This window comes from Nonomuraea rhodomycinica, assembly GCF_013363995.1.
In the GTDB taxonomy this organism is placed as follows: domain Bacteria; phylum Actinomycetota; class Actinomycetes; order Streptosporangiales; family Streptosporangiaceae; genus Nonomuraea; species Nonomuraea rhodomycinica.
Window position 1 is genome coordinate 300,323 of the sequence record NZ_JABWGO010000004.1, and the last position, 21,044, is coordinate 321,366.

The 21,044-nt window shown below is 73.0% G+C and carries 17 protein-coding genes and 1 tRNA gene; 7 read left to right on the top strand and 11 right to left on the bottom strand.

Annotated elements, in window-relative coordinates:
• Positions 1-3: 3 nt before the first annotated feature.
• On the bottom strand, positions 4-1,320 hold the full coding sequence (locus HT134_RS20085; protein ID WP_175601950.1) for a hypothetical protein: 1,317 nt from the start codon (positions 1,318-1,320) through the stop codon (positions 4-6).
• A gap of 395 nt (positions 1,321-1,715) precedes the next feature.
• On the opposite strand from HT134_RS20085, the gene HT134_RS20090 reads away from it, so the two are divergent.
• The 5 genes from HT134_RS20090 to HT134_RS20110 are packed head-to-tail and all read left to right on the top strand — an operon-like array spanning position 1,716 to position 7,278.
• A complete protein-coding gene (locus tag HT134_RS20090) occupies positions 1,716-2,873 on the top strand; it encodes a glycosyltransferase (RefSeq protein ID WP_246364696.1) in 1,158 nt (385 codons plus the stop codon).
• Entirely contained in the window at positions 2,870-3,823 is a 954-nt protein-coding gene (locus tag HT134_RS20095; protein ID WP_175601952.1) for an NAD-dependent epimerase/dehydratase family protein, read from the top strand. Before HT134_RS20090 ends, HT134_RS20095 begins: the two co-directional genes overlap by 4 nt.
• A 44-nt stretch (positions 3,824-3,867) precedes the next feature.
• Complete coding sequence (locus tag HT134_RS20100; RefSeq protein WP_175601953.1) at positions 3,868-4,857, top strand: NAD-dependent epimerase/dehydratase family protein; 990 nt, start codon at positions 3,868-3,870, stop codon at positions 4,855-4,857.
• Complete coding sequence (locus tag HT134_RS20105; RefSeq protein ID WP_175601954.1) at positions 4,854-5,894, top strand: glycosyltransferase family 4 protein; 1,041 nt, start codon at positions 4,854-4,856, stop codon at positions 5,892-5,894. The genes HT134_RS20100 and HT134_RS20105 overlap by 4 nt, the downstream gene beginning before the upstream one ends.
• 4 nt (positions 5,895-5,898) lie before the next feature.
• Positions 5,899-7,278 (top strand): tyrosine-protein kinase domain-containing protein, encoded by a 1,380-nt coding sequence (locus HT134_RS20110; protein WP_175601955.1) that lies wholly within the window; start codon positions 5,899-5,901, stop codon positions 7,276-7,278.
• Here HT134_RS20110 and HT134_RS20115 read toward each other — a convergent pair.
• Genes HT134_RS20115 through HT134_RS20125 form a run of 3 tightly spaced genes read right to left on the bottom strand, consistent with a single transcriptional unit; the run spans position 7,256 to position 10,495 of the window.
• A complete protein-coding gene (locus tag HT134_RS20115; RefSeq protein WP_175601956.1) occupies positions 7,256-7,822 on the bottom strand; it encodes an arsenate reductase/protein-tyrosine-phosphatase family protein in 567 nt (188 codons plus the stop codon). The two genes, HT134_RS20110 and HT134_RS20115, sit on opposite strands and share 23 nt — an antisense overlap.
• 14 nt (positions 7,823-7,836) lie before the next feature.
• Positions 7,837-9,624, bottom strand: coding sequence for a DUF4012 domain-containing protein (locus HT134_RS20120; RefSeq protein ID WP_175601957.1), 1,788 nt, complete (start codon positions 9,622-9,624; stop codon positions 7,837-7,839).
• Positions 9,614-10,495, bottom strand: a complete 882-nt coding sequence (locus tag HT134_RS20125; protein ID WP_175601958.1) for an LPXTG cell wall anchor domain-containing protein — start codon at positions 10,493-10,495, stop codon at positions 9,614-9,616. The genes HT134_RS20120 and HT134_RS20125 overlap by 11 nt, the downstream gene beginning before the upstream one ends.
• 507 nt (positions 10,496-11,002) lie before the next feature.
• On the opposite strand from HT134_RS20125, the gene HT134_RS20130 reads away from it, so the two are divergent.
• Positions 11,003-13,276 (top strand): glycoside hydrolase family 3 C-terminal domain-containing protein, encoded by a 2,274-nt coding sequence (locus tag HT134_RS20130; RefSeq protein WP_246364701.1) that lies wholly within the window; start codon positions 11,003-11,005, stop codon positions 13,274-13,276.
• Here the strand turns inward: HT134_RS20130 and HT134_RS20135 are convergent.
• A complete protein-coding gene (locus HT134_RS20135) occupies positions 13,251-13,631 on the bottom strand; it encodes a MerR family transcriptional regulator (RefSeq protein ID WP_175601959.1) in 381 nt (126 codons plus the stop codon). The two genes, HT134_RS20130 and HT134_RS20135, sit on opposite strands and share 26 nt — an antisense overlap.
• Positions 13,632-13,725: 94 nt before the next feature.
• Here HT134_RS20135 and HT134_RS20140 point away from each other — a divergent pair, with 94 nt between their 5' ends.
• On the top strand, positions 13,726-14,466 hold the full coding sequence (locus HT134_RS20140; RefSeq protein WP_175601960.1) for an SDR family NAD(P)-dependent oxidoreductase: 741 nt from the start codon (positions 13,726-13,728) through the stop codon (positions 14,464-14,466).
• 228 nt (positions 14,467-14,694) lie between these two features.
• Here HT134_RS20140 and HT134_RS20145 read toward each other — a convergent pair whose 3' ends face one another.
• The 6 genes from HT134_RS20145 to HT134_RS20170 form a co-directional block, all read right to left on the bottom strand.
• The gene (locus HT134_RS20145) at positions 14,695-14,919 is read right to left on the bottom strand and encodes a helix-turn-helix domain-containing protein (protein WP_175601961.1); all 225 of its coding nucleotides are present in this window, start codon (positions 14,917-14,919) and stop codon (positions 14,695-14,697) included.
• Between the two features lie 157 nt (positions 14,920-15,076).
• Positions 15,077-15,149 (bottom strand) — tRNA-His (locus HT134_RS20150).
• Between the two features lie 158 nt (positions 15,150-15,307).
• Positions 15,308-15,901, bottom strand: coding sequence for an oligoribonuclease (gene orn, locus HT134_RS20155; RefSeq protein ID WP_175601962.1), 594 nt, complete (start codon positions 15,899-15,901; stop codon positions 15,308-15,310).
• 69 nt (positions 15,902-15,970) lie between these two features.
• A complete protein-coding gene (locus tag HT134_RS20160) occupies positions 15,971-17,218 on the bottom strand; it encodes a DUF2510 domain-containing protein (protein WP_175601963.1) in 1,248 nt (415 codons plus the stop codon).
• A gap of 69 nt (positions 17,219-17,287) precedes the next feature.
• On the bottom strand, positions 17,288-18,958 hold the full coding sequence (locus HT134_RS20165; RefSeq protein ID WP_175601964.1) for a protein kinase family protein: 1,671 nt from the start codon (positions 18,956-18,958) through the stop codon (positions 17,288-17,290).
• Between the two features lie 20 nt (positions 18,959-18,978).
• The gene (locus tag HT134_RS20170) at positions 18,979-20,682 is read right to left on the bottom strand and encodes a serine/threonine-protein kinase (protein WP_175601965.1); all 1,704 of its coding nucleotides are present in this window, start codon (positions 20,680-20,682) and stop codon (positions 18,979-18,981) included.
• Between the last annotated feature and the right edge of the window lie 362 nt (positions 20,683-21,044).

Consider the following 21,044-nt stretch of genomic DNA (forward strand, 5'->3'; position numbering starts at 1 on the left):
CCGTCATCCGGCCGGCGGCTTCCGCGAGCCGCCGGCCGTCTCCAGCCCGTCCCGCCCGTCCAGCTCCTCCAGCCCGTCCAGCTTGTTCAGCTCGTCCAGCTCCTCCGGCTCCACCGGCGGAGCGGGCGACCGGTCCCGTGCCGACCGGGTCCAGGCCACCGCCGCGAGCAGGCTCGCGACCAGGACGATGGGCAGGCGCTGCCGGAAGATCAGCCCGATGTTGGCCATCGTGGTCGCGTAGGCGATCGTCCCCGGCACGAGGAACAGCAGGAAGATGAGGAGCGTCCTGCGGTCCCGGCGCCACAGCTCCCGCCCGCCCCGCATCGCGCCGTACAGCAGGACGTACCAGATGACCACGTCGATCTTCCCCAGGTGCAGCGTGAGGCTGCCGCTCTGCCAGGGGAAGGGCGACAGGAGCGTGTAGACCACCTTCGTCCCCAGACCGCTCCACCGGTCGCCGCCGTCGTCGAAGTGCACCCCCGAGGCGTTCTCGGCGTTGGAGCGCATGACGGCCTCCGACTGGCCCTGGTCCATCTGCCGCTCGGCCAGCTCCAGCGGGGTGTTCTCGTACACGCCGCCCGCGAACAGCATGGCGACCATGAGCAGCGCGCCGAAGGCGAAGAGCTTGCGCACCGAGAACGCCGACTTCGAGGCCACCACGCCGCAGACGATCGGGATCACGGCCATGAAGACCATGTACGGGCGGACGTGCCACAGGCACCACAGCAGCGGCACGGCCAGCAGCAGCATGCCCGTCCTGAACCGCTGGGCGAGGGAGGCGCCGATGCCGACGCACGCCACCACGAGGAAGGCGTTGAACCCGTCCTTGTAGGTGTCGGAGGTGTGCAGCAGGAACGCCGGGGTGAAGGCGGTCACCAGGAGCAGCCGGTGCGCCGCCCGGTCGTCGGCCCCGATCAGCCGGGCGATCCGGTACATCACCACGCACAGCGCGCACGCCAGCAGCGCCACCACGGCCGTGCACGCCAGCGGCGCCAGGCCGCCGCACAGGAACATGACCAGCGCGAAGATGTTGCACGGCACCGCCGCGGTCCCGAGGATCTCCATGTCGGCGGCCGTGACGAAACGGAAGCCGTCCAGCTTCCAGGAATTGAGGATCATCATCCCGCGGACCTCGTAGCCCAGGTTGTCGCCGCCGTATTCGATGAGTCCCGAGCGCACCACCAGCACGTGGACGGCGAGGCGCGCCGCGAACGCGGCCAGCAGGACGGGCATCGCGCGCCGGGCCGCCGGCGCGTCCAGATGCGCGTTGACCAGCATGATGAGGGCCACGGCGGCGGCCGCGACGATGACGAGTTCCATGGAAGGCGACTTTCCGTCCACCTGAGCATCTCGCTCCGATGCCCAGAAGCCGAACCGGACCGCCGGCAGGCGGGTCGGCGACGACGACGCTAGCGGCGGGGGCCGCGCACATCACTTCCCGGAGTGTCTCCATGGCGTGCTGATTACCCCGCTTGGCGGACTCTTTCCGGTAAGGCGGCTTTCCGGCTGCGCTGCTTGTCCGGGGAAGCCCCACAAATCCCAAGGACAGTAAGTGCCGACTCTCCGAGATAACGGCCAGGTAGGGAGCGAGAAAACATTTCACCACTGACCGCGACGCCGTAAGCCGAAATCACCGATACCGAAGCTAGCTTCGCGGACGTGAGCCAGATTCGTCCTCTAGGAGCCGCATGAAGCCGGACAGTCGGATTCGTGTCATGGAAATCATCGCCCGGATGAACGTGGGCGGCCCCGCGACTCAGGTGCTGGGACTTTCCGAGCGGCTCAACCCGGACGTTTTCGCCCACCGGCTCTACACGGGCCACGTCGGCGACGACGAGGCCGACCACCTCGGCCTGCGGAGGTCGGGCACGCGGGTGCACCGCATCCCGGGCCTGGGCCGTTCGGTCCGGCCCACGGACGACTGCCGTGCCCTGTTCGCGCTGGTCTCCGCCATGCGGGCCTTCCGGCCGCACATCGTCCACACGCGGACCGCCAAGGCGGGCGCGCTCGGCCGGGTGGCGGCCACGCTGGCGGGCGTCGGCGCGGCCCGCGCCCACGTCTTCCACGGCCATCTGCTCGACGGCTACTTCTCCGGCGCCAAGCGCGCGGTGTACGTGCGCTCCGAACGGGTCCTCGCCTCCATGTCGGACCGCCTGGTGACCGTGGGCGCGCGCGTGCGTGACGACCTGCTGCGGGCCGGCATCGGCCGGCCGGAGCAGTACACCGTCATCCCGCCCGGCGTCCGCCTGGGGCACGTCCCCGACCGCCTGGAGGCCCGCCGCGAGCTGGGCCTGCCGCCGGAGGCGCCCGTGGTGGCCTACGTCGGACGGCTCACCGGCGTCAAGCGGCCCGACCGGTTCGCCGAGGCGGCGCACGAGGTGCTGCGCCGGGTGCCCGGATGCCACTTCGTCGTCTGCGGCGGCGGCGAGCTGCAGGAGCGGCTGGAGCAGGACATCGCGCCCGCCCGTGACGCCTTCCACCTGGTGGGCTGGCGCAAGGACGTCGAGACGGTCTACGCCGCCGCCGACGTGGTCCTGCTGACCTCCGACAACGAGGGCACGCCGCTCACGCTCATCGAGGCCCAGATGGCCGGCACGCCGGTCGTCTCCACCCGGGTGGGCAGCGTCGCCGAGGTCGTCCAGGACGGCCGCACCGGGCTGCTGGCCGGCACCGACCCCGCGGAGCTGGCGGAGCACACCGCCCGGCTGCTGACCGACCCGCTGCTCGCCGGCCGGATGGGCGAGGCCGCCCGCCGGTGGTCAACCGCCTCGTTCGACGTGGACCGCCTCGTCGCGGACACCGAGGCCCTATACCGATCGCTGGCCGAGCTCCGCCGGGATCGACGTGGCACTACAGGAGGGAAGAACAGGTGAAAGTCCTGGTAACCGGCGGCGCCGGGTTCATCGGCGCGAACCTGTGCCGGGCGCTCGCGGCGCGGCCCGAGATCGACGGCATCACGGTGCTGGACGACCTGAGCACGGGCGACCTGACCAACCTCGACGGCGTCGACGTGGAGTTCGTGCTCGGCAGCATCCTGGACGCCGACGTGCTGGCGGACCTGGTCGCGGACGCCACGACCGTCGTCCACCTCGCCGCGCGCCCGTCGGTGCCCCGGTCCCTGCTCGACCCGCTGGCCTCCCACGAGGTCAACGCGACCGGGACGCTGCGGGTGCTGGAGGCGTGCCGGCCGGCCCGGCCGCACGTGGTCCTCGCCTCGTCGTCGTCGGTGTACGGCGACTCGGCGGCGCCGGCCAAGCACGAGGACCTGCCCACCAGGCCGCTCAGCCCGTACGGGGTGAGCAAGCTGGCGACCGAGGCGTACGCCCTGGCGTACGCGTCCAGCTTCGGCCTGCCGGTGCTGCCGTTCCGCTTCTTCAACGTGTACGGACCCCTGCAGCCCGCGGGGCACGCCTACGCGGCCGTGATCCCGGCGTTCGTCTCGGCGGCCCTGGAGGGCGCCCCGGTGCCGATCCACGGCGACGGGCACCAGGCCCGCGACTTCACCTACGTGGGCTCGGTGACACAGGTGCTGTGCGACGCGGTCGTGCGCCGCGTCACCAGCGCCAAGCCGGTCAACCTGGCCTTCGGCGCGCGCGTCACGCTGCTGACGCTGAAGGACGTGCTCGCCTCGGTGCTCGGCCAGCCGGTCGACGCCGTCTTCCTCCCGCCGCGCACCGGTGACATCCGGGAGTCGCAGGCATCCCCCGACCTGCTGCGCGAACTGTTCCCCGGGGTGCGGCCGGTCTCGCTCGAGGACGGGCTCCGCATGACGGTCGCCTGGTTCCGCCAGGCGATGACCGCGAGCCCCGGCGTGCGCGCGTGAAGCGCCGCCATCCGCAGCCAACGATCGTGTCCAGAGGGGAAACCATGAGCAACGCAGCCACGTCCACGTACTTGATAACGGGCGGCAGCGGATTCGTCGGCTCGCACCTGACCGACGCCCTGCTCGCCCGCGGCGACTCCGTGGTCGTCCTCGACGACCTGTCCACCGGGCGGCGGGACAACCTGCGCCCGCACCCCGCCCTGCGCTTCGTGCGCGGGTCCATCCTGGACGAGCTGGTCGTCGACGAGCTGGTCCACGAGTGCGACGTGGTGGTGCACCTGGCCGCCGCCGTCGGCGTCAGGCTGATCGTCGAGCAGCCGCTGAGGTCGCTCATGACCAACATCAGGGGCTCCGAGAACGTCATCGAGGCGGCGCACCGGTACCGCAAGAAGATCCTCATCGCCAGCACGAGCGAGATCTACGGCAAGAACTCCACCGGCCCGCTGCGCGAGGACGCCGACCGCATCCTCGGCAACACCGGCGTCGTGCGCTGGGCGTACAGCACGGCCAAGGCCGTGGACGAGATCCTGGCCAACGCCTACCACCACGAGCGGGGCCTGCCCTCGATCGTGGTCAGGCTGTTCAACACCGTGGGGCCGCGGCAGAGCCCGGCGTACGGGATGGTCATCCCGCGCCTCGTGCGGCAGGCGCTCAGCGGGGCCCCGCTGACGGTCCACGGCGACGGCACCCAGACCCGGTGCTTCGCCCACGTCGCCGACGTGGTGGACGCCCTGCTGCGGCTGCTCGGCGACGAGGCGGCCGTCGGCCAGACCTTCAACATCGGCTCGGCGGAGGAGGTGAGCATCCTGGAGCTGGCCAAGCTGGTCATCGAGCACACGGGATCCACCTCGGGCGTCGACCTGATCCCGTACCACGAGGCCTACCGCAAGGGCTTCGAGGACATGGTCCGCAGGGTGCCGGACACCACCAAGATCCGTGAGCTGACCGGATGGACGCCGCGGCGCACGCTGGACGAGATCCTCACGGAGGTCGTCAGGGAGGCGCGCGAGGAGCTCGCGGTGGCGATGCCGTGAGCGGCGTGCTCACGCCGGCGGCCTGCGGCGCGGCCTGCGTCCTCACGGCGCTGACCTCCGTGCCGCTCAGACGCCTGGCGCTGCGGTGGGGCCTGACCGACCGCCCCGGCGGCCACAAGGCCCACGCCCGGCCGACCCCGTACCTGGGGGGCATCGCGATCGCGCTGGTCACGGTCGTGACCACGGTCACCGTCGCGGGCCTGGCCGACCGGCGGCTCACCGCGATCCTGCTGGCGGCCACCGCGGTGGCCGCCCTCGGGCTGATCGACGACATCGCCTCGCTGCCCGCGCTCACGCGGCTGGTCGTGGAGACGGTGGCGGCCACGGGCGTCGTGCTCGGCGGCGTCCAGCTCACCGTCACCGGCGGCTGGCCGGACGCGCCGCTGACGATCGTGTGGATCGTCGTGGTGACCAACTCCTTCAACCTGCTCGACAACATGGACGGCGCGCTGGGGGCGGTGACGGCCGCCTCGGCCGCGTTCCTGGCGGCGATCGCGTTCCTGCTGACGCAGCCGGCCCTGGGACTCTTCCTCGCCGTCCTGGCGGGGGCCGCGCTGGGCTTCCTGCCCCACAACTGGGCGCCGGCCAAGATGTTCATGGGCGACGCCGGCTCGCTGTTCATCGGCTTCGGCCTGACCTGCTCGGCCATCGTCCTGGTCAGCGGGCGCGGCCCGGACACCGTGGTCGCGGGGCTGCTGCTGCCGACGTTCGTGGCGACGGTCGACACCGGCGTGGTGTTCCTGTCGCGCCTGCGGGCGGGACGCTCGCCGCTGGCGGGGGGCACGGACCACGTCTCGCACCGGCTGCGCCGGCTGGGCTTCGACACCCGCCTGGTCGCGGTCGTGCTGGGCCTGATCGCCATGCTCGCCGGGGCGCTGTGCACCTCCATGGTCGTCGGCCTGGTGCCGCCGCTGACCGCGGCGATCGTGGGGGCGGGCACGGCGGTGGCCGCCATCACCCTGCTGCAGGGCGTGAACGTCCACCGGCCGCGCCGGGCCCTCGACAACCCTCCACGAATCCGCGAAAGGCGGCGATGATCTCTTGGACCTGCTCTCCTTCATCCGGCTGGCTCGCAAGAGCTGGTGGCTGATCCTGCTGTCACTGGTCGTCTCGGTGGGCGCGGCGCTGGTCATCACCGCGAACATGCCGCCCAAGTACGCGGCGACGACCACCATGCTGTTCTCCAGCCACGACAAGCAGGGCGGCTTCTCGCCGGCCTACCAGGTGAGCACTCTGTCGCAGGGCGTGCACTCCTACGCCAGCCTGCTCACCAGCCGCCGCATGGTGAGCCAGGTGACCACGCCCGACGACGTGGCCCGCCTGCAGCAGAACATCACGGTCGACGTCGTGCCGGGCACCGTGCTGTTGCGCGCCATGGTCACCGACGAGAAGCCCGAGCGGGCCGCCGCGCTGGCCAACGCCCTGAGCACGAAGTTCGCGCGGCTGGTGAGCCAGATCGAGCGGCCCACGCCCACCAGCAGGCCCACGGTCAAGGTGACCGTCGTCGACAGCGCCGAGGTGCCGAAGACGCCGGTCAGCCCCATGCCGGTGGTCAACGTCCTGGTCGCCATGCTGGTCGGGCTGGTCGTCTCCGTCAGCTCGCTCATCCTGCGCGAGCGCCTGGACACCACCGTCAAGAGCAGCAACGCGCTGCAGGAGGCGGCCGGCAGCTCCACGCTCGGCATCATCGGCTACGAGCGGGACGCCAAGCGCAACCCGCTGGTCGTGCGCCGCAAGGGACGCTCGTCCCGGGCCGAGGCGTTCCGGTCGCTGCGCACCAACCTGCAGTTCATCGGCGTCGACCGCAAGCCCAGGTCGCTGGTGGTGACGAGCTGCCTGCCCAACGAGGGCAAGTCGTCCACCTCCGCCAACCTGGCCATCACCCTGGCCCAGGCCGGCTGGCGGGTCCTGCTCGTGGACGGCGACCTGCGCCGCCCCCGGCTGCCCGACTACTTCGGCATCGAAGGCGGCGTCGGCCTGACCGACGTGCTCATCGGCAAGGTCAGCCTGGAGGGCGTCGTCCAGGCGTGGGGGGAGCCGCGCCTGTTCGTGCTGCCGTGCGGCCAGATCCCGCCGAACCCGAGCGAGCTGCTCGGCTCCGACGGCATGCGCCAGCTCCTGGCCGACCTCACCGCGGACTACGACATGGTGATCATCGACGCGCCGCCGCTGCTGCCCGTCACCGACGCGGCCACGCTGTCCGCCCTGTGCGACGGGACCATCCTGGTCGCCAGGTACGGCCGGACCCGGCACGAGCACGTCGTGCGCGGCATCGAGCTGCTGGCGTCGGTCAGCGCCCGCGTCGTCGGCACGGTGCTCAACTTCGTGCCGGCCAAGGCCAGCCGCTACGACGGCTACGGCTACGGCTACGGGTACGAGTCGCCGGCGCAGCCCGAGGTCAGGACGCCGGCGGGGGTGTGAGCAGCCGCAACGGCGCCGCCAGCGCCTCGGCGATCCGGCGCCCGGCCGCCCGGTAGGCCCACCGGGACCGGCCGTACGGGTCGGCGATGTCGGGATGATCCACTCGGACCAGGCCGCGCAGCGCCGCGGCCTGGTCCACGAGCGTCCGGGCCCGGCGCACGGGGTCGCGCTCGCGGCGCACGGCGTCGCCGTCCGCCTCGGCCGCCAGCACGCCGAACTCGGCGATGGTGAACGCCCGCGTGGCCGCCGGCAGGTGCAGGGCCACCACCTCGGCCCGGTGCAGGACGGTCGCCGCCAGCACCAGATCGGCCCCGGCCACCAGCGCGGCCGTCAGCGGCCGGGAGGCGAAGCCGGAGGGGTCGCCGCCGAGCCGCAGCAGCGCCCGGCGGGCGTGCTCGGGCATGGGCATGCCCGGCGCGGCGCGGGTGCCCGCGCTCTCCACCAGGAAACCGGCGCCGAGCGCGGCGCGGGCCAGCCGCTCGGCCAGCGGCGAGCGGCACAGGTTGCCCGTGCACACGAACAGGATGCGGAAGGTGCCGGTCATGGCGCCGCCTGTCATCAGCTCTCCGGCGGGGCGGCGGCGCAGCCGGTGGGGTCCTGCAGGACCGTCGTGGCCTGCGGCCGGACGAGCGGCTGCACCGGCACCGCCGGCGCCGCCGCCGAGGCGGGCTCCAGCAGCATGAAGTCGAGGGTGCGCGCCTGGCCGGGGGCGAACTCCAGCACCGTGGAGTAGACGGGATGCGAGCGCTCCACCTCGCGGATGGGCTCGATCCGCTTGCCGTCCACCCGGGCCTCGGCCAGCCGTGAGCCGACGCTCGCGTACATCGACACCCACAGCAGCGTGGAGCCCTCGGCGTGCTCGCGTTGCGGCGAGTCGAGGCGGGCCGTCACGTAGGCCGGCAGCCTGCGGCGCGGCACGTCGTTGTCCAGCCGCACATGCACGCGCGAGGCGCGCCATCCGCCGCCGCACCGCCCGAGCCGGTACTCCAGCGAGCGGCCGAGGTAGTAGTCCAGCTTGTTGCCGGCGGAGTTGTTGACGACCAGCCCGGCGAACGGCCCTGGCGCGCTCGGCAGCACCCCGCCGAGTGGGGTGGCGGCCAGGCGGCGCTCCTCGGCCTCGTGGCGGCTCCAGATCTGGATCCGCCGCTCCTCCACCATGCGCGACAGGGCGGAGACCGCCTTCAACGGGTCGGGGCGGGCCTGGAACATGGCCTCCACGACGGCTCCGGCGACCTTGATCAGGTAGCGCTTGCGGCGGCGCGGGTCGTCGAAGCGGGCGTACGCCTCACGCTCGGTGAGGTCCACGACGTTGCGGGCGGTCACCATCTCGCCGCTCGGGAGCCGGACCGGGCCGATGAGCTCCAGCATGCGCGACAGGCCGACCGGGTCGGTGGCGATCGCGCCGTCCAGCCGCTGCCCGGTGTGCCGCCGCCACAGGCCGGTCCAGGTGGCCGCCGCGTACGGGAAGTGCGGGGAGAGGTTCGAGATCGACAGGAGCTCGGCCGCGCCCGGGCCGTAGCGGGCGCGGTAGGCCGGGCCGTGGTCGGCGACCGGCACGGGGCTGCGGGGCAGGGCGTTGTTGGCGGACAGCCGCGTGATGCCGATGCCGTCGCGGCCGGCGTTGAGGATGCCGAAGGCGCCCACGAGCCCGCCGGTGCCGCGGGCCTCGGCGTTGGTCTGGAAGGCCAGGAAGTAGTGGCGCGGGCCGTCGTGGCCCAGCATCGGGGGGAACAGGGCGGCGGCGCCGGCCCCGGCGCGCAGGTAGCCGAGCAGGCGGTCGGTCTCGCGCAGGGCGCTCGCGCGCGCCGTGTCCAGCTCGGCCAGGCCGGTGGCCGCCGGGGTGGCGGCCAGCGACTGCCTGGCCCGGTCGATCCGGGCGGCGGCGGCCTCCAGCTTCGGCGCCGCCACGGCCAGGTCGCCGAGCAGGCGGGGGACGTCCCGCATGGACAGGCCGCCGGGCCGCACCAGCCCCTCGCCGGCCTGGTGGACGGTGGCGAGGACATCGGTGAGCTCGGCGGCGGTGCCCGCCAGGCCGCGGACGGCCGTCGCGCCGTCCCCCAGGAAGGGGGCGTGGGTGAGCAACGACCAGTCCGGGCCGGCGGTGAGCCGGTGCGCCTCGGCGGCGTGCCGGCGGGCGTCCGCGAGCGCCTCGCCCATGAGGTGCGGGGCGCTCGCGGGGAGCCGTTCCAGCGCGTCCCTGGCGGCCTGCAGGTGCTCGCGCACGTCCAGGCCGAGACGCGCCTCCCAGGCGCCGGCCAGCGTGAGACACGCGGCCGGGCCCAGCAGCCCGGCGACGAGGAGCCGGCGCCGGTTGCTGCTTGACTGGCGGTGGTTCTTACTTGGCATCGGAGGAGCGGCGACGCCTCACGGCGATGACGGTGCCGGCGATGCCGACGAGCAGCAGGCCCGTGCCCGCGGCCACCATCGGCCGGACGTCGGCGCCGGTCATCGGCAGCTCGGCGGCCTCCTTCTTCCAGCACTCCACCTCGAAGCAGCCGCCGTCGGGGCCACCGTCGGGGCCGCCCCACGGGCCGCCGTCGTCCCACGGGCCGAGGTCGACGGTGAAGTGCTTGTCGATGTCCTGCGGCGTGGGCGTCGGGGTGGCTTCCTCGTCGTCGTCGTCGACGTGGTCGGTGTCGTCCGCGCCCGCCTCGTCGTCCAGCGGGTTCTCGGTCAGGCCCGCGTCGGCGAGGTCGCCGGTGATGTCGTTCTCACCGGTGACGCCGATCCCGGCCGGGTCGTTGGCCGGGCCGTCCTCGTCCTCGCCGGTGCTGATGCCGCCGGCCACCGTCTCGCCGTTCTCGGACGAGGTCGACGACGTGCAGGCCTCCTCGTCGCAGCCGGGCGTCACGAGGTTCGTGAGCGGCTGGGGCGCGGAGGAGTTCGACAGGACGTCGAGCTGGCTGAAGTCACCGAGGTCCGCGTTGTCGGACTGCTGACCGTTCGTCGTGGACGCGTTGGTCTGCTCCTCCTCGTTCTCGTTGGAGTCGACCGCGACGGCGTCGGCGCCGGCGGCGTTGTCGTTGTTGGCGACGTTGGTGTTGTCGATGCAGCCGACCAGGTTGACGTCACCGCCGTCCGAGCGGGGGCACGGCGGGTACTCGGGCTGAAGGAGCGGTCCGCGCGTGACCGTGGTCGCCTGCACGGCGGCTGCCGTGTGCGCGACGGCCGTGGCCAGCCCCGCGGTCCCGAAGGCGATCCCACCTCCCACCGCCACGGCCGCGAATATCGTTTTCCTGACTTTTTCTGCCATTTCGGACTCCCCGAGACGGTAGTGCGGGCCATAGAACATTTCGCCCGGAATATTCAGCGACATGTTCACTACGGAACCCGTTATATGCGCCGGGTCTCGCGACGCTCCGCGCGGCACACGAGCCTTACCGAAGGATCAGGCATCGTTCGCCGGGCGTTGACGCTGTGGTCCCAGGGGTTTTCGGGGATGGTGCGCCGCGTCCCTTTTCTCGCGGGTGGCGCCGCGTTCGCGGCTGCTCCGTACGGTAGGAGTGGCTATGCGCGGTAGTTTTACCTTTCGTCCGGTTAGCTGGAACAGCTCGCGAGGGCGATAACCCGCGTAAGCGGGGAAAAGCGGGCATATCGCAACACGCTCACTGCGAGCTGTTTCACACCTTGGCTATTTCAGCACGCGATCGCGGAGTGAGGGGCGCGCCACGCGCGACATCCCCGCGCGAGACGGCCGTCGCCGGCCCCACGCGGCGACCTCCTGATGAGCGCCGCCGTCCACCCGGATCTCGATCGCTTCCCGCTCGCCCGCTCCTGGGCGATGCTGTGGGTGAAGGAGAAGGCGCCGCCCTCGCCGGCGGAGCGGGCCGCCACGAAGGGGTGGGCAGTGAACCTCGACCAGAAGGCCTCCCTGCTGTCCGGCAAGGACATGTGGACCACCGAACCCGTGGACGGCCTGCCGCCGGCCGTGCTCGGCGACGGGCCGCACGGCGTGCGCCGGCAGGCGGAGGACGCCGACCACCTGGGCATTCACGACAGCCTGCCCGCCACCTGCTTCCCGCCCGCCGTCGCGGTCGGCTCCAGCTGGGACCCGGCGGTCGCGGGCCGCCTGGCCGCCGCGGTGGCCGCCGAGGCCCGCGCGCTCGGCGTCCACGTGGTGCTCGGACCCGGGATGAACATCAAGCGCTCGCCGCTGTGCGGGCGCAACTTCGAGTACTACTCCGAGGACCCGCTGCTCACCGGCGTGCTGGCCACCGCTCACGTACGGGCGTTGCAGGCGGGCGGCGCCGGCGCGTCGGTCAAGCACTTCGCGGCCAACAACCAGGAGACCGACCGCATGCGGGTCAGCGCCGAGGTCGACGAGCGCACGCTGCGGGAGATCTACCTGCCCGCCTTCGAACGGGTCGTCAAGCAGGCCCGGCCCGCCACCGTGATGGCCGCCTACAACAAGGTCAACGGCGTCCCCGCCAGCCGGCACCCGTGGCTGCTGACCACGCTGCTGCGCGAGGAGTGGGGGTTCGACGGCGTCGTGGTCTCCGACTGGGGAGCCGTCGACGACCGGGTCGCCGCGCTGAAGGCCGGGCTGGACCTGGAGATGCCCGGCAACCCCGGCAACGACGCCAGGATCGCGCGGGCCGTCCGGGACGGGTCGCTGGAGGAGGCGACGGTCGACCGCGCCGTGGCCCGGGTCCGGACCATGGTCGGGCAATGGCGGGCGGAGCGCGGGGACTTCGACGCCGACGCCCATCACGCGCTGGCCCGCGAGCTGGCCGCCGAGTGCGCGGTGCTGCTGAAGAACGACGGGGGCGTGCTCCCGATCGGGCCGCGGGTCCGGACCGTCGCCGTCGTCGGGCCGTTCGCCACGAAGCCCCGCTTCCAGGGCGGCGGCAGCTCCCACGTCAACCCCACCCGCGTGGACGTCCCCCTGGAGGAGATCAGGAAGCTGGCCGGGGACCGGATCGTCACCACCGACCCCGCGGGCGCCGACCTGGCGATCGTCTTCGCCGGGCTGGCCGACGCGGACGAGTCGGAGGGCTACGATCGCACCACCATCGAGCTCCCCGCCGAGCAGGTGCGGCTCATCCGCGCCACCGCCGCGGCCGCCCGCCGTACCGTCGTGGTCCTCTCCAACGGCGGCGTCGTGTCACTCGAGGGCTGGCACGACGACGTCGACGCCGTCATGGAGGGCTGGCTGCTCGGCCAGGCCGGCGGCGGCGCCGTGGCCGACCTGCTCTTCGGCGTCACCGCCCCCTCCGGGCGGCTCGCCGAGACCATCCCGCTGCGCCTGCAGGACACCGCCTGCCACCTCAACTTCCCCGGCGAGCAGGGCGTCGTCCGGTACGGCGAGGGCGTCATGGTCGGCTACCGCTTCCACGAGACCGTCGAGCGGCCGGTGCGCTACCCCTTCGGCCACGGGCTCACCTACACCGGCTTCGCGGTGAGCGGCCTGGCCGTGGAGGTCACCGGCGACGACACCGCGCGCGTCCGCCTCACCGTCACCAACACCGGTGACCGGCACGGCAAGCACGTCGTCCAGCTCTACGTCGCCACCTCCGCCGGCCCGGTGCGGCGCCCGGCGCGCGAGCTGCGGGCCTTCACCAAGGTCGCGCTCGACCCCGGCGCGTCCACCACCGTGACCCTCGACCTCGACGCCCGCGCCTTCGCCTACTGGGACGTCCTGGAAGGCCGCTGGCTGGTGGCGCCCGGCGCGTACACCGTCCAGATCGGGGAGAACGCCTCGACGATCGTCGCCGAGGAGACCGTCGAGCTCGCCGGCGAGGTGCTCGCCAAGGAACTGACCCTGGACTCCAGCGTCGGCGAGTGGTTCGCCCATCCGGCCGTCGGGCCCGAGCTCATGAGGCGCCTGGCCGCGGGCACGACCGAGGAGCGGCACACGGGGGCCGCCGAGCGCGCCGGGCTGCTGCGCATGGTCGAGTCGCTGCCGCTGCGGCAGTTCCTCGGCTTCCTGCCCACCCCGCTGCCCGAGGGGACGCTCACCGAGCTGATGGCCCTCAGCAGGCGTGGGGGCCGGACATGACCGGCGACGCCGTGTCGATCACTTCGTCCAGGACGTCGCGGGAGCGGATCAGATCCGTGATCATGCGGTTGATGCGGTCGCGCTCCGCGGTGAGCTCGCCGACCAGCTTCGGGGTGGCGACCTCGTTCGGGCGGCCGTCCTCGTCGCGCATGCAGGGCAGCAGTTGCGCGATCTTCTCGCTGTTCAGGCCCGCGGCGTAGAGGGTCTGGATGCGGACGACGCGGTCGACCGCCCACTCGCCGTAGTCCCGGTGGCCGCCGGGGGTGCGCTGCGCGCGCAGCAGTCCCTGGGCCTCGTAGTAGCGCAGAGAACGCTCGCTCACCCCGGTGCGCCGGGCCAGCTCGCCGATCCGCATGCCCTCACCTCGCGTGACGACGACTTGAATCTGACATTGATGTCAACTTCTACCATGCCGGGACGACGAGCACACCGTCCATGGAGGAAGCAAGATGAGTGACCTGACCGGCAAGGTGGCGCTGGTGACCGGGGGCAGCCGCGGGATCGGCGCGGCGATATCCCGACGGCTGGCCGGCGCGGGGGCAGCGGTCGCGCTGACCTACGTCCAGGCGGCCGACCAGGCGCGCGAGGTCGCCGCGGCCATCGAGGCCGACGGCGGCAGGGCCGCGGTCGTCCAGGCCGACCTGACCCGTCCGGACGCCGCGGCGGAGGCGGTGGAGCGGACGGTACGCGAGCTGGGCCGCATCGACATCCTGGTGAACAACGCGGGCTTCCTCGCCTACGGCCCGCTGGCGGAGGTGACCGCCGAGGACCTGGACCGGGCGCTCGCCGTGGACGTCCGGTCGGTGTTCCTGGCCGCCCAGGCCGCCGCCCGCCACATGGGCGACGGCGGGCGGATCATCAGCATCGGGTCGTGCTTCAACGGGCGCGTCCCCGGCTCGAACTTCGTCGTGCAGGCGATGGCCAAGTCCGCGCTCGTCGGGCTGACCAAGGGGCTGGCCCGGGAGCTGGGGCCGCTCGGGATCACCGCCACGGTCGTGGACCCGGGCCCCATCGACACCGACATGAACCCGGCCGACGGCGAGACCGCCGGCTTCCAGCGCTCCCTCACCGCGCTGGGACGGTACGGCGAGGCCGAGGACATCGCCGCCGCCGTGGCCTATCTGGCGGGTCCCGGGGGCCGCTACGTCACCGGCACCGCCCTGGCCGTGGACGGCGGCTACACCGTCTGATCGGCGGCCGCGCCGCCCGACCTGATCGGCGGGCCGCACCGCCCGACCTGATCGGCAGGCCGCCCCGCCTGACGGCAGGTGGCCGGTCGGCCCGCTCGCCTTCGGCAGCACGAGACCGGCGTGACGCGTTGACCGAGATCGGCGCCCGGACCGGCGTCCACCTGGTCATCGCCGCCCACGAGGCGCGCCTCGCCCGGGTCCGGCCGAGAGCAGGCGACGTCGCCGGGTTCAGCCGTTGCGGGACAGCCAGAGGCCGATGGCGGTGACGCGCGAGTCCACGCCGAGCTTGGCGTAGATGCGGTTGACGTGGTTCTTGACCGTCTTCTCGCTGAGGAAGAGACGTCGCGCGATCTGGCCGTTGGACTGACCCGTGGCGATGAGGTCCATGACCTCCGCCTCGCGCTTGCTCAAGGACGTGAACACGCTCTCGAACGCTGCGTCGTCGACTCTCATCCGGCCTCCGGGGGCGCGCAGACGGTCAGAATCGCCGATGCCCCCGTGCTTCCGGCGTTAGCGGTAGACAGCGAGCATAACTCGCATTGTCATGGTTTGGGGACGATAAGGAGAAAAACGGCAACGGCCGGTCCCGGGGGACCGGCCGTGCGCTCGGGGTGAGTGAAGGGACTTGAACCCTCGACATCCAGGACCACAACCTGGCGCTCTGCCAACTGAGCTACACCCACCATGGCCGCCTCGTGAGGCGGCACAGGAAAAGTGTAGCGGTGTTCGGGAGTCTTTTCGCCATCGGCGACGCACCGACACGTGTTCACCGGCTCACACGCGATCCCGTTCACCGGCTCACACGCGACCCCGCCGAGTCAGGGCCGGGACCCGCGGCGGGTCAGCCGCTGACGCGCTCCGCCAGCGTGCGGGCCGTCGCCGAGTCGGGGCCCGGCTGGGCCACGAACACCGACGCGCGGTAGTAGCGCAGCTCCCTGATGCTCTCCGTGATGTCGGCCAGCGCCCGGTGCCCGCCCTGCTTCTCCGGCGCCGCGAAGTACACGCGGGGGTACCAGCGTCGCACCAGCTCCTTGATGGACGACACGTCGATCATCCGGTAGTGCAGGAAGGCGTCGACCGCGGGCATGTCGCGCGAGATGAACGTGCGGTCCGTGCCGATGGAGTTGCCGCACAGCGGCGCCTTCTTCGGCTCCGGGACGTGGCGGCGGATGTAGTCGAGGACGAGCGACTCGGCCTCGGCCAGCGTCACCCCGCCCGCGAGCTCCGGCAGCAGCCCGGAGGCGGTGTGCATCTCGCGGACCACCTGCGACATCTGCTCCAGCGACTCGGGCGGCGGCTTGATGACCACGGCGACGCCCTCGTCGAGCTGGTTGAGCTCGCTGTCGGTGATGACGCACGCCACCTCGACGAGCGCGTCGCGGCCAAGGTCCAGCCCGGTCATCTCACAGTCGATCCAGACCAGCACGTCACTCATTCGTTCTCCTCGCCCAAGCGGCTCGGAGCGCCCGCCCGCTTGCTCTCAGGACCAGCCTAGTGCCAAGCGTCAGGCAGGCTTGAGTGAGCTCAGAACCTTGGCGACGACGTCCGTGCCGAGATTGTCGGGAACCGACACGTAAAGGATGGACGGCCGCTCGCCCTCACCGCGATCCATGAGCACGATCGCGCCGTTCTCCTTGTTCCACTTGTAGCCCTTCTGCTTCGAGATCTTGCTGAAGTCGTGCTGGAACTGGAGCACCCAGGCGTCCTTGTCGCCGATCTTGATGGCCTTGTCCTGCACGATCTTGGTCGTGTGCTGGATCTGGTAGTACTTGGCGAAGTCGATGAACACCGTCTTGGCCGTCACGCCGAGCCGGCTCTTGCCCTCGTAGGGGTAGACCTCGTTCAGGGTGCCCGTGTAGATGTTGCCGATCCAGTTGTTGTCGCCCTCGTACTTCTCCTGCGCGATCCTCTCGACGCCGCTCGACCAGCGCTGCTGGGCGGGGTCGGCGTTGGGGCCGGTGCCGTTGATGTCGGCGTAGCCGGGCACCGTCCAGCCGTCGGGCACGGCGTACGAGATGCCGGCCTGCGGGTCGGAGACGCGGCCGTCCTGCGCCTGCGGCAGCTCGGTCGTGGTCGGCGTGGGCTGCGTGCTCGGCGGCTGCGACTCGGACGGCGACTGCGACTCGGTCGGCGTGGCGGACGGCAGGGCGACCGTCGGCTTGTCGCGGTTGATGAAGAAGATGCCCGCGACCACGAGGAGCGCCACCACGACCAGCGCGGCCAGGCCGCCGAAGATCCACGGCATGGGGTTGCGCGGCTTCGGCGACGGGCCGTAGCCCGGGCCCGGCAGTTGCGCGCCGCCCCACTGGCCGGGCTGGCCCTGCGGGTAGGGGCCGGGCTCGCCGTACGGACCCTGGCCTCCGTACGTGGGGAGCACCTGGGTGGGCTGCGGCGAGCCGAAGGCGGGCTGACCCGGACCGCCGGGCTGGCCGGGACCGCCAGGATGGCCCGGGCCGCCGGGCTGGCCGGGGGGCTGCTGCTGGCCGGGGCCGCTGGGCTGGCCGGGGCCGCTGGGCTGGCCGGGACCGTACGCCTGGCCGGGTGCGCCGGGCTGGCCGTACTGCAGCGTCGGGTTGGCGGGGGTGGCCGACCAGTCGTGGCCGGGCTGCGACCCCGAGGGCGGCTGCTGCTGTGGCGCCGCCCCGGGCTCCTGCGGATGCGTGGCGTCGGTCCACTGGGCGCCGTCCCACCAACGGAGTTGGGGCGATCCGTAGGGGTCCGGGTACCAGCCCGCGGGGGTCTGCGTGGTCATGCTGGCCAGATTAGTAAGAACCGCATTGATATGCATTGTCGGCGGCGGCCCCGCGGCGCGGGCCGCGCGTCAGCACTTGTACGTGAAGCTCGCCTTGTCGCTGCGCACCGGCCCCGGAGCCAGGATCCGGAGCGTGGCCGTCGCCTTGACCGTGGACTTCCCCTTGAGCGTCCACCGCAGCGGCACCTGGTACGAGGTCCGGTCGGAGGTGGTGCGCAGGGTCTGCTTGACGACCTCCTTGTCGAGGTTCTTGCGCCATTCGTACTGGATCTCGCCCACGCCGCCGTTGGTCACGATGGTGCCGGTGACCACGACGGCGCTGTCGCAGCCCTGCGTCTTCTTCGGCGCGGCGACGTCCACCGACGCGACGGCCAGCTCCGGCCCGCCGCCGCCCAGCCTGAGCCAGGCCAGGATCGCGCCCGCGACGACCACCGCGAACAGCGCCGCGGCCAGGACCGTGCGGCGGCGCCGGGCCCGCGAGGCGCGGGCGGCGCGTACGCCGTGGACGGTCGGCTCCTCCCTGCCCTCGCGCCAGATCCGCTCGGCGGGGGTCTCGGTGCGCTGCTCGTGCGTGTCCACGCCGGGACCGAACCGCATCGGCGCCGCACCCTGGGCCGGCCCGCCGTGGGCCCCGCCCTGCTCGTGAGCCGCGCCCTGGCCGTAGGCTCCGCCCTGCTCGTACGGCCCGCCCTGCTCGTAGGGCCCGCCGTGCTCGTACGCGCCCTGCTCGGGGCCGCCGTACGGTGCTCCCTGCGCGGGCCCTCCGTGGGGCACGGGGGAGCGGCCGGGCACGTGCAGGAGCGTGACGATGTCGCCCTCGTCCACCGGCGCCGGCGGGTACGGCAGTGCCCGCGGCGGCGCCTGGGCGAACGCCGAACGTCCGCGGGCCGCCTGGGCCAGCCGCTCACGGCTGATCGTCCCGCCCGGAAGCGCGCCACGGCCCGCGAGCAGCGTGTCACGCGCGGCCGCCAGTCCCTGGGTGGTCGCCGTGGCAGCCGCATGTTCGAAGAGCTGGGCGGCCGCCGGCGCGTCGCGCGTCGAGGCCGCCAGCGCGCGCGCCAGCGCGGCCCACGACTCCGCGTCCCGCGCGGGCGGTGAGACCTGGCCGCGGATCGCGTCGCTGAGCCCGCGCTCCGACAGCAGGGCGCCGCCGTCGGCCGCGATGACCACGGTCCCCGGGTGCAGCGAGCCGTGCGTCACCCCGGAGGCGTGCAGCGCCAGCAGCGTCTGCGCCGTCTCCAGCAACACCGACGCGGCGCCACCCGGATCGACCAGGCCCGCCCCATGCTGAGCCGACCCGATACCGCCCTGACCCGCCGCATGAGGCGCCGACCCGGTACCGCCCTGGCCCGCCGCATGTGGCGCCGACCCGGTACCGGCCGGACCCCCGCCGCGCGGCGCCGGCGCGGCGCCCGGGCCGGCGGACGCCGCCCCCAGCAGGTCGGCCAGCGTGGGGCTGACCGCCTGCGCGGTGAGCAGCCACACCTGCTCGCCGGCGGCCACCACGTCCGCCACCGGGATCAGGCCGCCGAGCCCGCCCAGCACCAGCCTCTGGTCGGCCATGACCGTGGCCACGACCCGGTCGCGCACCCCCGGCAGCCCGACCACCCTCGGGTCGAAGAGCAGCGCCCCCGCCCGGCGGCCGTCCGGCGAGATCGCGTCGATCCAGTTGCCGACCTCGGTGATCCAGGTGTGTTCGGTGAGCCGGAAGCCGGCGATGCCGTCCCTGGCGTTCTCCATCCCCGTAGCCCCCCGACCCGTCAGCGCTTCCTCCGGTGCCGCCCCGCCATGCGGCGCCTCACCGCAAGTGTGACCGGAACGGCTCCCCACGTCACCAGCCCGGCCGCGAGCAGCGCGCCCGCCGCGCCGTCCCGCTCCTCCGGAAGCGCGCGCGGGACCTCGCCGTCGCCGACGGTCGGCTCACCCCCGGTGGGCCCGCCGACCGTGGGCTGGCCCTCGCCGCCGTCCCCTCCGCTGGGGGAGGGCTCGACCGTCTGGGACGGCGGTGTGCGGGTCGGCATGGACAAGGTCGGCTGCGGGCTCGTGGCCGGGGGCGAGGACGGCCGCGGCGCGGTCGTGACGCCGTCCTGGTCGCCGGCGGTGGCCAGCACCTGCGGCTCGTCCGAGGCGGTCGGGGTGGGCGTCCTGGTCGCCCGCGTCCGCGTCGGGGTGGGGGTCACCTTCGGCGTGCGGCGCGGGCTCGGGGTGGGCGTCACGGTCTTCGTCCGCACCGGGGCGGCGGTCGCCGTCGGCTCGGTCGCCGGGGTGTCCTCGGCCGTGGGCGTCGGGTCCTCCGTGGGTTCCTTCGTCGGCTTCTCGGACGGTTCGTCCGACGGCTCGTCGGAGGGCTCGTCGAGGCCCGGGTCCCCGGCGGCGGGCGAGGCCGTGGTGGGCGTCACCGTCGTGATCTGCGCCCGCAGGGTCGTGTCGCTGTCGAACACGTTGACCGCCACCAGCGCCACGCCGACCAGCACGCCGACGCAGGCCGTACCGATGACGATCTTCGACGACAGCTTGGCCAGCAGCCGCGACGGCTCGGGGAAGCGGGTCTCGGCCAGCGAGGTCTGCGCCTCGGCCGCGGGCTCCGGCGGGTTCGGGAACAGCGCCAGCAGCAGCGCCGCCAGGCTCGACAGGCGGCGGCGTCCGCGCTCCTCCCAACCGGCGCCGTACGCCTCGGCCGCCACGGCCTCCAGCTCCGTCAGGAACGCCTCGGCGGACGGTGGCCGCTCGGTGGCGTCCTTGGCCAGGCCCCGCCGGACCAGCTCCTGCAGCGGCGCCGGAACCTCCTCGATCGGCGGCTGCGCGCTCTGGTGCTGCCGGGCGAGCGCGGCCATGTTCGTGGCGCGGAACGGCCGGGTGCCGGTCAGGCACTCGAAGAAGACCACGGTGGCGGCGTACACGTCGGTGGACGGCGCGGCGGGCGCGCCCGACCACTGCTCGGGCGCCATGTACGGCGGGGTGCCGGCGGCCGCGGCCTCGTCCCCGGCCCGTGCCGCGATGCCGAAGTCGACCAGCTTGCTCGCCCCGTCGCCCTGGACCATGACGTTCTCGGGCTTGAAGTCGCGGTGGACCACGCCGATGGCGTGCGCGGCGGCCAGCCCCTTCAGCGAGCCCTTGAGCACCGTCAGCGCGGCCTCGGGACCCGTCGGGCCCTCGGACCTGAGCAGCTGGCGCAGGGACACGCCGTTGACCAGCTCCATCACGATCGCCGCGCCGGCGCCGGTCTCGACGTAGTCGATCAGGCGGGCGTTGTACGGGCTGCGCAGCGTCCCGAGCAGCCGGGCCTCGTGCCGGAATCGCGCGACGAACCCCACGTCGGACCTGAGCTCGTCGGACAGGTACTTCACGGCGACCTCGGCGCCGTCGTGCTCACGCCGCGCCAGCACCACCCGGCCGGCGGCTCCGCTGCCCAGCTCTCGTACGGTGCGGTACCCGGGGACCTCCCACAGCGCACCACCGTTCATAACGGTCTCCTCTGCACACTTCCGGGCCCCCACCCTGAACAAACGCACCGTAGCTTAACCAGCGGCAAACGCTTTCTGGGCCTGGTTATCCCTATAAGTCGGAAATCACAATCTCGCACCACGCACACCCTCCGCCATCCGACAACCAGGAAGCCCGCCCACACCGCTGTCTCGCGCCTTCCTCCCCCCGCCCGCGGCCGTCCCACGACCTCGCTCCCCACCCGGCGACCTCACCCGGCCACCACTCACCCGGGCCGCCTCCGCGGTCACGCCGGGTCGGGCCGCGTCGGCACGGGCCGTCGGGAGCGACGAGGGCTGCGCCTGGCCGAGTCGTGCCCCGCCAAGTCGTGTCGCGCCCAAGC